Origin of the sequence: Confluentibacter citreus, from assembly GCF_002807055.1 — a bacterium.
GTDB lineage: Bacteria > Bacteroidota > Bacteroidia > Flavobacteriales > Flavobacteriaceae > Confluentibacter > Confluentibacter citreus.
In genome coordinates, this window is record NZ_NIXN01000003.1 from 1 (window position 1) to 13,957 (window position 13,957).

At 32.0% G+C, this 13,957-nt stretch carries 9 protein-coding genes; 5 read left to right on the forward strand and 4 right to left on the reverse strand.

What is annotated here, in order from left to right; genetic code table 11:
* Window positions 1–474: 474 nt before the first annotated feature.
* Window positions 475–2,415 (reverse strand): putative porin, encoded by a 1,941-nt coding sequence (locus CDH49_RS07640; protein WP_100614930.1) that lies wholly within the window; start codon window positions 2,413–2,415, stop codon window positions 475–477.
* A gap of 84 nt (window positions 2,416–2,499) precedes the next feature.
* Here CDH49_RS07640 and CDH49_RS07645 point away from each other — a divergent pair, with 84 nt between their 5' ends.
* From CDH49_RS07645 to CDH49_RS07665, 5 genes are all read left to right on the forward strand, one after another.
* A complete protein-coding gene (locus CDH49_RS07645) occupies window positions 2,500–3,099 on the forward strand; it encodes a ribonuclease HII (RefSeq protein ID WP_100614931.1) in 600 nt (199 codons plus the stop codon).
* 89 nt (window positions 3,100–3,188) lie between these two features.
* The gene (locus CDH49_RS07650; RefSeq protein ID WP_100614932.1) at window positions 3,189–5,618 is read left to right on the forward strand and encodes a ribonuclease HII; all 2,430 of its coding nucleotides are present in this window, start codon (window positions 3,189–3,191) and stop codon (window positions 5,616–5,618) included.
* A 100-nt stretch (window positions 5,619–5,718) separates the two neighbouring features.
* A complete protein-coding gene (locus tag CDH49_RS07655; protein WP_100614933.1) occupies window positions 5,719–7,035 on the forward strand; it encodes an OmpA family protein in 1,317 nt (438 codons plus the stop codon).
* Between the two features lie 5 nt (window positions 7,036–7,040).
* Entirely contained in the window at window positions 7,041–7,718 is a 678-nt protein-coding gene (locus tag CDH49_RS07660; RefSeq protein ID WP_100614934.1) for a TapB family protein, read from the forward strand.
* Between the two features lie 122 nt (window positions 7,719–7,840).
* Window positions 7,841–8,890, forward strand: coding sequence for a nucleoid-associated protein (locus tag CDH49_RS07665; RefSeq protein WP_100614935.1), 1,050 nt, complete (start codon window positions 7,841–7,843; stop codon window positions 8,888–8,890).
* Window positions 8,891–8,900: 10 nt separating this feature from the next.
* On the opposite strand, the gene CDH49_RS07670 is transcribed toward CDH49_RS07665, so the two are convergent.
* The 3 genes from CDH49_RS07670 to secDF all read right to left on the reverse strand — a co-directional run bounded on the left by CDH49_RS07670 (window position 8,901) and on the right by secDF (window position 13,812).
* Window positions 8,901–9,347, reverse strand: a complete 447-nt coding sequence (locus CDH49_RS07670; RefSeq protein ID WP_100614936.1) for a GNAT family N-acetyltransferase — start codon at window positions 9,345–9,347, stop codon at window positions 8,901–8,903.
* Window positions 9,348–9,351: 4 nt separating this feature from the next.
* Complete coding sequence (locus CDH49_RS07675; RefSeq protein WP_100614937.1) at window positions 9,352–10,647, reverse strand: hypothetical protein; 1,296 nt, start codon at window positions 10,645–10,647, stop codon at window positions 9,352–9,354.
* 180 nt (window positions 10,648–10,827) lie between these two features.
* Window positions 10,828–13,812, reverse strand: coding sequence for a protein translocase subunit SecDF (gene secDF / locus CDH49_RS07680; protein WP_100614938.1), 2,985 nt, complete (start codon window positions 13,810–13,812; stop codon window positions 10,828–10,830).
* Between the last annotated feature and the right edge of the window lie 145 nt (window positions 13,813–13,957).

Sequence of the window (13,957 nt, forward strand, 5' to 3'; positions counted from 1 at the left end):
TGTCTATGAACTTCTTTTTATCTTATCCCAGCTCGTTTCCTTGCTAAGCGGGTGCAAATATAAAACCCTTTTTCTTATCCCGCAATACTTTTTAAATGTTTTTTGAAAAAAGTTTTTTTCCGAACCCTCTCCCTTGAACACTAACTTTTCCTGCCGAACGACGCCCCAAAGAATGTTCCCTTTTTTAGCGGCTGCAAACATACGACCCTTTCCCTCTTATTTGCAAACTTTTTATCCCCTTTTTTTAATGTTTTTTTTGATGGGTTTTAAGGGCTGATTTTTAATTATTTACGTTACTTTTTAATTATAATAATGTTGTGCGCCCATAATATAACGTTGTATTTTCTTTCTTTTTAAGGAGTTACAATGGCGATTGAACGACTTGTTTGAACTTTTTATTACAAATTACCTTAAATATAAGTGAGAAGTGAAAGCGCGACCAAGCTCATTTTACGCTTAGGAATGCTTTAAAAATTACAAAAAGAAATTCCATGCAACCCCAAAACGTACCGTAAAATCACGATAAGGATAGTTTGGAGCTGAATAATAATTGTATCCCGTGAAGGCTGCATTGAAATGTTCTGCCTTTAAATAGATGCGAGTTTGACGAATTTTGGCGTTTATAAAGAAATCTAATCTTGGGAACTCTCCGAACTGCCTAGTGTTTTGGACATAAAATTCAGCCAACAACGGATCGTAGGCATTCATATAATAGTTGGTAAAGTAATTAAGCGTAACACCTGTTTGTAAATACATCGCCTTTTTAAATATGTGATTGGCATAATATAAGGTATTTCGGGTTGTTAGCTCTGGGACATTGAGCACGCCATTTTCATCTTGAACATTCTGATAAAGTATGGTGTTATCGAGTGCAAAATTACCAAACCTTATTTCCTTTTCTAATTTAACCCTTAAATACGTAATCGTTTTATTGTTTTGAAATGCCTTAATGGCATTATCGTCATCCCTTTTAAAATAGGTGTAATCTGTAATCGTGGAATAATCAAATGAGATATTTGCTATTTTATTGGATTTAAGCTGAAATGAAAGTTGTTGGGTTTCTGTATTATTAAAGTTGTTTCTCCAATTATAATTCAAATAATTACTTTGATATAATAGAACATTATAATTAGGTGCTTTTGAATTATGATTGATGGCTGCAGTAGCGGATAAATCTTCATTGAGTTTAAAAGTAGCTTCCCCTTTTATGAAATTACCATCGAAATCACCTGCAACATTCAACCCCAATTCTCCATTAAATTCAAACTTCTTAAATGATTTATGGTATTTACCACCAGCGGAAATCACATCCCCTTTTAATCTATTGGTAATTGTATTCCCATTTAATACAACAATTTTATTGTAGCCGTAATTATAATTGGTATTATTGATATTGAATTGTAAATCCCCTACAATATTATTACTGTAATTTAAACTTACTTTATTATGGAAATTTTCTAAAGTAACACGGTCTGTGAATTCAGATGTTACAAAAGATGGTCCGAAAAAAGTTGTACTTGCATTGGATTGATCGTACTGATAATACTTATCTTCAAAAGACATAACATGACCAATGCTAATTTGATTCGTTGATAAGGAGTCTTTTTTATTTAATAGGTAATATCTATGGTCTAAATACACCCTTTTGCCTACTAGAATATTCTCTGCATTTTCAAAATTAACTTCCAATATAGATCGGTCTAGAAATTCTGGATCGCCACTTTCAAAATTATCAACACTACTATCTTGCAATCCACCATTTTCTTGATTCATTAAATCATGGGTTATAATATGCGTCCTAATAAAATAGCGCTTGTTTTTTGTTTGATAATTCACTGTAAACCTAAAATTACCCGTACTTGTTAATATGTGTTGGTATTTACCCAAAGAACGTAGCCCTTTATATGCTATTGAAAAATTTAATTGCGGTGAGGTATTTACAGTAAAGAAGGAATCGGCCAACTGGCCTTGCTCGAATGCAGATTTATACAATAATTCGGTTAATGGTGTTGGAACCCTATAATAACTAATATCCTCTATCTCCATATAATTAAAATGTCTAGCCCGGGCTCCAAAACTTGGCATTAAGTTAGTACTTTCAAAATCGTACGTTAAACTATTATATGTTTGTCCTAAATTCGAAAAAGGTAGCAGCCCAAATTCATCTCTTCTTAAATAATTGAATTTGTAGTCTTTTTTTATGGTTAGCGTTGTATCAACATATGTTGTATCGTTTTCATGGGAGATAATAAGGTAATCTGTTATTTTAGCAACTTCATTGTTTGATTTGCCAATAGTGTCGCGGGGCGACTTCAAACTCTGTCCACCTGTTCTACTTAACCTATTGGGACCACCTTGAGCAAAAGCCCCATAACAAAAAAACACGGTAAGGAATGCGAGAAATATTTTTAACATCAATTTATTTTTTCCGAAGCAAAAGTAATTATTTGAACGTTAAGTGTTAGTAAAAATTATAAATTTGGCAGTAAGATTTATTTCATGTTACTATTAAATCATTCAAACTTTAAACTAGAGTGCGGTACCGACGAAGCTGGACGTGGTTGTTTAGCAGGCCCTGTTACCGCCGCTGCAGTTATACTTCCTAGTGTTTTTGAGAATTCCATATTAAATGACTCCAAACAGCTAAGCGAAAAAAAGAGAGAATTCCTTAGACCTATAATAGAAATTGAAGCTTTAACTTTTGCAGTTGCACATGTTTTTCAAGAAGATATAGATAAAATAAATATTTTAAATGCGTCTATTTTGGCGATGCACAAAGCAGTAAACAGTTTAAAAACAAAACCAGAATTCATTATTGTGGATGGCAACAAATTTAAACCTTTGAATACCATTCCTTTTGAAACCATTATAAAAGGTGACGGAAAATATTTGAGTATCGCTGCAGCATCCATTTTAGCAAAAACATATCGTGATGCCTATATGGATTCCATACATGAAGAATACCCCATGTACAACTGGAAACAAAACAAAGGTTATCCCACAAAAGAACATAGAGAAGCCATAAAGAAATATGGTATTACAAAATATCATAGAAAATCCTTTAGACTTTTACCTGAACAATTAAAACTCAATTTTTAACGTTTTATAGAACATTGGTTTTATATTCACTACAGTTTTATTTAATAGTAAAATGAAAAATATGTAGGTTTGTATAAATTAAGTTATCCATGAGATTTTTTTGTATTACCCTCTTGCTTGTTTTAACATTTAGCTGCAATAATGCGGATGTTGATAGAACCAAGCTCATTCACTATACCCCAGAAAATGCTTCTATTATTTTAAGGACAAATAATATTGAAAGCTTAAAAAGCAGCATTCATAATAGTGATTTTTTTGATATTCTATCACAAACAAACACTTATAAAAATCTTAAAGCTAAGTTAGAACATGTGTCGCTTTTAAAACCAACTGGTGATGTTTTAATTTGTTTGTCAAAAGATAAAACCGATAGCCTTCAATACACCATCATAACAACATACAATAAAAAACTATTTATAACAGACTCCTTAAAAAACTATAAGGAAGAAACTCTAGTATATAATGACAAATCAATAACAAAATCCACTCTTAAAAATTATACTTTTTATAGCACTGTTATTGACAGTGTTTTTATGGCATCTTCATCAAAGGATATTATTGATGCTGCTTATAACAAGGAGTATATTGACACCGAACTTGAAAAAATATATAACACCACCACCCTAGACAAAACGGTATCTATCATTATAAAATCCAATAATTCATTTATAAAATCATTCTTTTTAGATGAAGGATTACCTTTAAAAACATTTTCAAATTACACGGCTTTAGATATTGATATTAATCAAAATCAGATTTTTATTAATGGTATTACCAAAGGTTTGGATTCTTTAAACACCATTAATGTTTTTAAAAACACCATCCCGCAAGAAAATCAATTACAAAACATTACACCAAATAATAGTGATGGTTTTATGAGTTTCACTTTTAATGATTTTGAAAATTTAGAAGCTAATTTGAAAGCATTTACAAAGAAGGATTCTGTTGCAAATTCAACGGCTCTTTTTGATAATATAACTGAAGTGGGTGTGATTTATGAAGAAAATAAACGTGCTATAGTTTTAAATTCCATCGACATTATTGCTACCAAAGAAGAATTATTAGGGGAATTGAATATGCTGGAAACTTTTAGGGAAACAGATATCTATAATTTTAGCAAACCCGACTTGTTTTCTAAAACCTTTAATCCACTAATAACATTCAATAAAGCCACAAAATATTGTGTGCTGGACGAATTTTTTGTGTTTACTGATGATATAGAATTACTTCATAATATCATCGCCAGTTATCTGAATCAAACGACGTTGGGTGAGCAATCCTATTTTAATGACATTAAAGAACAATTAAATGATGCCTCCTCTTTAATGATTGTTGGAAATCCTTATATTCTTAAAACTATTTTAGAAAAAAATCTCGGAGAACCCATTGGCTCAAGTTTAAATAATTACAATACTTCGGCCTTACAATTTATTTACGATACCAATTTTGCCCATATAAATGCCATTATAAAACAAACCAAAATTAAAGCTAGTGAAAATTCAGTTTCTGAAGAATTAAATATAAAATTGGATACCGATTTATTAAACACGCCCCAATTTGTAACTAACCACATTACAAAGGAAAAAGAAATTGTAGTTCAAGATATTAATAACAATCTTTATTTAATTTCCAACAAAGGAAAAATTCTCTGGAAAAAACAATTGGAAGGCCCTGTGTTAGGAAGTATTGAACAAATTGATATTTTCAAAAATGGCAGATTACAATTAGCTTTTGCAACACCGCATCGCGTTTATGTCATTGATAGAAATGGTAATGATGTAGCTCCTTTTCCTGCAAAGTTTAATGATAACATCACACAACCTCTATCTGTTTTTGATTATGATAAAAATAAAAATTACAGACTATTAGTAACCCAAGGGAAAAATATACTAATGTATGATGTAAATGCTAAATTGGTAAATGGGTTTGCTTTCAAATCTGCAAATGATAACATCATCAATCAGCCACAACACATAAGAATAGGTGGAAAAGACTTTATCACATTGAAAACACAAAATAAGCTTCACATATTAGATAGGACTGGTAAAACCAGAATCACACCTAAAACATCTGCTACGTTTTCCAGTGAACCTGTATTTTATCATAACAATAAATTTGCAACAACTAATACCAATGCTGACTTAATCTCTATAGACCTTAATGGAAATACTTCATCATTAAACCTTAATCTTACCGAAAAACACCACATAGACGCCAGCAGTAAAACACTGGTAACACAAAGCGAAAATAAATTAACCATTAAAGGCAAAACCATTGAATTGGATTTTGGTACTTATACAGCACCCAAATTATTTTATGTTAATGATAAAATTTATGTTTCCGTAACCGATTTACAAGCGCATAAAGTATATCTGTATGATAGCCAAGGAGAGCTTTTGTATAATTTTCCTGTTTACGGAAATTCAATAGCAACAATTGATACTATTGACAAAAATAGAAACTTAGGTTTCGTGGTTAAGGGAGAAAACAATTCCGTTATTCTTTATAAAATACATTAACCCATTATAAAATCGCGAATTCCCTTTCATTTTTTAAAAACATCCTTGTTATTGATTAAGTAATTTTTATCTTTACAAAGCTATTAATCAATTTTTTACAATGAAAATTACAATCAAATCAATTCACTTCATTTGCCTTATAGGTTTTATTTTATTTTCTATTCCAAATGCAAATGCGCAGTTACTTAAAAAGCTTCAAAAGAAAGCCGAGGAAACTGTAGAGCGTAAGCTAGAACAAAAGGTTGAGAAGGAAACGGGAAAAACAATGGATACCATTCTAAACCCTAATGAAAATCCTTCTACCGAAAAAACGCCTCAAACTAGTCCTAGTCCAACCAAAAACACTACAAAAAATGGTGAAGGACCTATTGATGCCGTTGGAAACACTAATGTTTCTGATAATTTAGAAATTTATAGCAAATTTGATTATGTTCCTGGTGATAAACTGTTGTTTTTTGATGATTTCTCCCAAGATTTCATAGGCGATTTCCCCAGTAGATGGAACACCAACGCCTCTGGAGAAGTGGTTAAATTCAACAAAGTTGAAGGTAACTGGTTTGAATTAAAGCCCGGATACGGTATTTATTATATTCCAGATATCAAAAGCCTTCCGGAAGATTACACTTTGGAATTTGATATATTAACCGAAGGTTTAAGCCAGAAAACCTCATCAAACGCTAGGTTAACGGTTTATTTTAGTGACAACAATTTGTTTGATGAAGGTGCACAGCATTATGTTTCTGCATCCTTACCTTTTGGCCAATATGGCGCTTTCGATATTCGTATGTACAATTATTTTAATAGAAAATCATCTATCAGTTCATATATTAAAGCAGACATTCGTAACGAAGTAAAAAACCAACCCCATATCGCCATATCGGTTACCAAAAACAGATATAGACTTTGGGTAAATGAGGTGAAATATGTTGATATCCCAAGGCTTGTAGAACAAGTAAACGTTCTTAATTATGTTAAATTTCATATTAATAACTTAAAAGATGGGGAAGAACGTATTTTTATAAGAAATTTAAAATTAGCTGAAGGCGGACAAGATTTAAGACGTGAATTGCTTAGTAACGGAAAAGTTTCTACAAATGGTATTTTATTCGATTCTGGTTCGGCCAACATCCAACCACAATCTTACGGGATTATCCGTCAAATTTCTCAAGTCTTACAGCAAGATGCTGCCATAAAGTTAAACATTGTAGGTCATACCGATTCTGATGGAAGTAATGATGCCAATTTAAAACTTTCAAAAGCAAGGGCTGAAGCTGTTAAAAATGCACTCATAAAAGTTTATAGTATTTCTTCCGATAGACTTCAAACAGATGGAAAAGGTGCAAGTGCACCAGTTAATGATAATACTACCCCAAATGGAAAAGCCCAAAACAGACGTGTAGAATTCATTAAAATATAAACTTTATGAAAACCAAAATCACCCTATTAGTTCTAATGCTTTTAGTAAGTATGACAACTATTTCCCAAAATGCTTGTAGTACCTATTATCCTTTTAAGGAAGGTGCTAAATTCCAAATAACAAGTTTTGATAAAAAAGGCAAAAAAGAAAGTGTTGTAGATTACGAAATTGCAAGCATTAAAAACAATGTTGCTACAATAAATACTAAAATCTCTGATGACAAAGGCAAGGAAATTTCAACAGCAAGTTATGAAATGACCTGTAACGGAGATGGTATTTCAATTGATTTTAAATCTTTAATGAATCCAGAAATGCTTAAACAGTATAAAAAAATGGAAGTTGAGATGACTGGAACCAATATTGAATTACCAAATAATTTAAGCGTGGGGCAAAATTTAAAAGATGCTCAATTAAACATGGCTATAAATATGGGAGTTATGAAAATGAATATGAGTATTGATATGGTCAACAGAAAAGTGAATGCTAAAGAATCTTTAACTACTGCTGCTGGCACATTTGATTGTTTTGCATTGAGTTATAATACTGAAATGAAAATAGGCATAAAGCAATCGTTTGAAGTAAAAGAATGGATTTCAGAAGGTGTTGGAGCCGTTAAAAGCGAAACCTATAACAAAGGCGGAAAACTATTGGGATATTCAGAGCTAACAAGCATTTCCAAATAGTTAAATAACGACAACCAAATCTCAAGTCCCTAGATCTTGAACGTCAAAGTTTCTACTTTGGCGTTCTTTTTTACAGGTTTCTGTTTTGAAATTAGTACTATTGCAGTATTAAAAAAAAGAACATGATTACTAGAAAAAACGCCTCTATTTCAAAATTCATTATCCATAAAGTTGGTAATAAATTCAACGATACCAAAAATGCATTTTCAGAAAAAATAGTGGATTTTGATGAAGCCAGTTACAATTTAATGCTGCCTTTTTTGTTGCGTCCGTTTAGTAGCGTGGTACAAAGTTACCGCTTTAATCACCATGCAAACATTAGCTTAAACGAAATTAATAGTTATGCTAAGCAAATTTTTACTGACGATGATGCCTTTGTAGACATTTCAAAACACGTTGTTACCCATTTGTATGAACAATCTACCTCGGCAAACATTAAAACCGGTGATGTTTTAATCGTTATGTTTGAAGGTATTGAATTTAACGAGATAACAACAAATGCTCTCGGAATATTCAAAATAGAGACTAAAGTCGATTTTTTCCAAACCTATTTAGAAAACAATAGTTATGATGTTTTAGTGCAAAAAGGTATCAGTTCTAAAAAAGTAGATAAAGGTTGTCTTATTCTAAACCAAACAGATACTGAAGGTAATATTATTTTGAGTGTAGATAACAACAGTTATGATGCACAATATTGGATAAACCAGTTTTTGAATATTAAATATGCCGATGATGCCAATAGCCACACACAACAATATATTGAGCTATGCAAAGAATTTTCAACTGAAGTTTTAAAAACGAGTTATGGTTCCCAAGAGCAAAATATGTTTTTAGCCAAAACTATTGATTTTTTTAAAGAAAACGAGGTTGTTAATATAGAACATTTTAAAGACGAGGTTTTTGAGGAAGCCAAACATAAAAGCTTATTCGACGATTATAAAAAGACGTTTGAAGGTGAACAAAACATTGTGATGCGAAATCAATTTGATGTTGCAGAAGCAGTTGTTAATAAGGAAAAGAAAAAAATTAAAACCGATATAAAATTAGATACCAATATTCAAATAAAACTTGATATTGATGCTCCAGAAGCTTCTAGCGAATATTTAGAACGCGGTTTTGATGAGGATAAAAAAATGTATTACTATAAAGTATATTTTAATGTTGAAGCTTAGGTGTTTATTATTAAATTCCATCAAAACAATAAATAACTTCTTCTTGCCCTTTATTACTTAGGGTTTTTACTTTTACAAAGCCGTTTTTAACATAAAAACCATGAAGTCCTAAATCCTCAATGGTTAGCCAATATTTTTGTTTAGGAAACTTGTTTTTAAGATTAGATAACCAAATAGAACCCAAGTTCTGTCCTCTTTTTTCTTCCAAAACATAGATAAACCCTAAATAAAGATAACCATTTTTGAACCAACTATCGGCTTCTTCTTTAGCGTATAACATATCTGGAGGACACTCAGAAAACACCAATCCACCAGCAATGGGTTCATCATTCTCTAAAAGCACATAACACTTAGTGGTATGTTTATAGGATTTCCAATAAGGCAAAATACTTTCTTGCCAATCAAGAGGTAATATATTGAAAAATTGATTGTATGCTGTTATTTTTTCGAAAACCATATAGTTACAACAATCCCCACGACCATAATTTATCTGAATCCTCGCTCCATCGATCACCAATATCAGTTCTATAATAACTATTGTTGATTATGATGTTGCTTATTCGGTTATACATCATTTTTTGGGCATCTTTCATAGTCGTTCCTGTTCCCGTTACCAAAACAGCAATCCCTATCTCTCCTGTTATTAACCATTCATCATTAATTTTCTTTAAGTGCATGGGGTGAACGCCTTCTTTTCCATTCTTTTTAAAAACCACCACAGCGTCTTTAGAAAAAAGTCGGAATGTCTTTTTATCGTCAAAAGGAAATGGCGGCACAACAATAAAAGCACCAACTTGAAATCCTTTTCTAACATTGATTTTAAATTTTTGCTTAGATGCGAGTTTATAAAATAACTCCCCTATGGGTTCTATAATACCAGCTCTTTGGATAAATATTTGTGGATAACCAAAACGTGATGTAAACTCTAATGGATAAATACCATTGCCATTAACAATGCAATTAATATCAATATGCCCAATGAAATTATGTTTTGCCAAGGTATTTTGAAACTTTAAAAGCGTTGCTTCAAAAATGGGTGAATCTTTGGTCCAGAACATGCTTGTTCCCATTTCGCCCGTAGAAACTCCTAATTCCTTTGGAAATAACTTTTTATGTTCGAACGTGATGTTGATTGGGTAAATAAATTCATTGCCATTAAAAAAGGCCGCAATGGAAATTTCGACACCTTTTACTTTCCGCTGTAATTGGAAATTTCCAAAATTATCGCCCCAAGATTTTTCGTAGGCTTTTAAAACCCTAATAACATCTAAGCCTTCGTCATCACTCCCAACAAATAATAATTGTTTTAATTCTTGGGTTTCTCCGCAGGGTTTAAGCACATATGAATTTGGATTTTGTTCAATATAATTTATTGCGTCTTTAAACGAAACAAATTCTTTTGAGGGCAATACTTTTATTTTGTGTTTTTGCAATTCAGCTTGACCAAAGTTTCTGTCCAGTTCCAGATTATCGGTGTATTCCGTTCCACCAATAACCAATTTGCCGTCAGTTCTCAATTGGGTAGCAATTTTACCATAACCAGTATAATCAAAAACAATCACATCGGCCCAATCAACATGCTCTTCCCATTTCGTGACTTTTTTCACAAAACCAAGACCAATTTCTTTAGAGGATTTATCTTCTATAAATAATTTAACCTCGTTTCCTTCCTGTAAGGTTGTATATGCAATGTCCAAAGATTCTCCCCATTTGGAAATGAAAAGGAATTTTTTACTTGAAGTTTGATTTGTTTTCACTTGAAAAAAAGACTGAAATTATTCATTATTTGAATGCGATTGTGGTATAGTAATTTTATGCGAATTTATACAAATAACACGTTCGTTATTCATTTGATATGCTAAAATTTGAAAAATATATGAGCAAAAAAAAGCCTATCAATTTTCGTGATAGGCTCCTATTAAAGAAAAAATTTTGAGTTAGTTTTTTTTCTTTTTTTCTTCTGATTTGTTAATGGTGTCGTACATTATTGGTGTCGCAATAAACAAAGATGAATAAGTCCCTACAACAATACCAACTATTAATGCAAACATAAATCCTCTAATGGATTCTCCGCCAAATATAAAGATTGTTAATAACACTACCAAAGTAGTTAACGATGTATTTAATGTTCTTCCTAATGTACTACTTAAGGATACATCAACAATTTTATTAAAATTCCATGTAGTGTGTTCATTAACATATTCCCTGACCCTATCAAAAACAATTACCGTGTCATTCAATGAATAACCAATTACCGTAAGGATAGCTGCTATAAACGCTTGGTCTACTTCCATGCTAAAAGGCATGAATTTGTAGGTTAAAGAGAACACACCCAATACAATTAATACATCATGAAATACCGCTGCAACTGCCCCTAGGGAGAATTGCCATTTTTTAAAACGTAATAAAATATAAAGGAACACGACGATTAACGACCCAAGTATAGCCCAAAATGATGCTTGTTTTATATCGTCAGCTATTGTTGGACTTACTTTAAAAGATTGCATAAGCCCAACTGTTTTAGTATCAGAATCACTAATAAAATCTTCATAAGTCAGTCCACTTAAATAAGGCTGTAAAACTGTAAACAATTTACTTCTAATTTCTTCGTCTACTTCAGCACTAGTTTCATCGATTTTATACTTGGTTGTTATTTTTAACTGATTGCTAGTTCCAAATGTTTTTGCATCAGCACTTCCAAAAGCATCAGAAAGTACATTTGTGATTTCAGTAGGACTAACATCTTGTGTAAAGCGAACTTGATATGTTCTTCCACCCACAAAATCTACGCCTTGATCTAAACTATTGGTAAATAAAGAACCTAAACTTACTATAATAAAAATACTAGAAATGATATAGGCTACTTTTCGTTTCTTTAAAAATTCAATATTTATATTTCTGAAAAGGTTTTTAGTAATAGGTGTTGAAAACTCTAATTTCCCTCCTTTGTTTATATACCAATCAACAAACAATCTGGTGATGAATATGGCCGTAAATAATGATGTTACAATACCTATTAATAACGTAGTTGCAAATCCTTTAATAGGCCCCGTTCCAAAAACAAATAAAATTAAAGCAGTTAAACCTGTTGTAATGTTAGCATCTAAAATGGAAGATAGCGCATTACTAAATCCATCTTGGATAGCTTCTTTTTGTCCTTTACCTTTTGCCAATTCTTCCCTGATACGTTCAAAGATGATGACATTAGCATCAACCGACATACCTATAGTAAGTACAATACCGGCAATACCAGGTAAAGTTAATACAGCTCCCAATCCAGAAAGAACACCAAAAATCAAGACAATATTAAATACCATGGCTATATCAGCAAAACCACCTGCTTTGCCATAGTAAACAATCATCCAGACTAATACTAGTGCCAAAGCAATCATAAATGACGTTGTTCCACTATCAATAGACTCTTGACCTAAAGAAGGCCCTACGACTTCACTAGCAATAATTTCGGCTCTTGCTGGTAATTTACCAGCACGTAATACATTTGCTAAATCTATGGCTTCATTTAATGTGAAATTTCCTGATATTTCAGAGCTTCCTCCTGATATCGGTCCCGTTGTTACGCCTGGTGCAGAATAAACCACATTATCTAAAACAATGGCAATCTGACTTCCTTGAGAAAAAGCTTTCCCTGTCATTTCCTCCCAAATCTTAGCGCCTTTAGCATTCATTTGCATAGATACTGCTGGTTTTCCAGTAGGACCATATACATTTCTAGCATCAACAACAACAGCTCCACTTAGCTCAGGTATATTATCCCTATTTCCGACAAGCGCATATAAATCTACTATTTCACTATTAGCCTCTGGTTTACCAAATGCAAACTTAACGTAACGCTGTTCTGCTGGAAGTAATGCTCTTACTTGAGGCATGTTTAAGTATTTAAGGACAGTTTCTTTATCCTTGATTTCAAATCTTCCAACAACAGGGCCTCCTTGATAACCCATTCCTCTCCATAAATCAACTAATGGATTGTTTGAGGTATTTGCTGTAGAATCTATACTGGTTGCTCCTAAAAGATCATCAATTTTAGAATCTTGGGCATTTTCATCGTCTTCATTTTCAACTTCAGTAGTATTGGTTTTAACATCAACAATGCCTTTCAAAACATCATTAGCTTGTTGTATAAATGGCAAAAACTGTTCTCCTCTATAGGCATCCCAAAACTCTAATTGAGCTGTACTTTGCAATAAGGTTGATGCTCTTTCTATATCTTTAACACCTGGCAATTCAACCAAAATACGCCCAGAATTACCTAAACGTTGGATGTTTGGAGACGTTACACCAAACTCATCGATACGTTTACGCAACACTTCAAAAGCAGATGTGATTGATTCATCAATTTTAGTAGTAATAACACTTTTAACTTGGTCATCAGACATGCTTCCTTCAATCTCACCATCTAGTTCTTTTGTATAAAAAATATCTGGGGATGCCAATTTAGTATCACCTTTAATTTTATCAAAAGCTATAAAGAAATCTTCTAAATAGGTGTTTTGGCTGTTCTTTTGAAGTTCGCTAGCATCATCTAACGCTTTATTGAAAACCGGGCTTTTAGTATTATTAGCTAATCCTTTCAAAATATCTTTCACAGATATTTGTAAAATAACATTAATACCTCCTTTTAAATCCAATCCAAGGTTCATGGCCTTTTGCTTTACCTCATCATAAGTGTATTTTGCAACACCCATGTTAAATACAGTATCTTTCGCAATGGATTGTAAGTAACTTGCTTCGTCGTTACTTCGTTTTTCCCTATAGTCGGGTTCAGTATCAGGAATTTTACTTATTGCAACTGCTTCGGCATTGCTCTCTATTTGGTTTGCTTTAAATGTGAATGATAATTGGTAAATACTTACCAAACCAAACAAAATCGCAAACAATTTTACTAGTCCTTTATTTTGCATTATTTATTGTTTTTGGTCAAATTTTTTAAACGAGCAAATATAGAATTTACCGATGATTTGACAATTGTTTTTTTATGATTATAAATGATTGTTTATAGCTTTTACATTAATAAAAAAGCTCATATGAAATAGCTTTTTTATGATT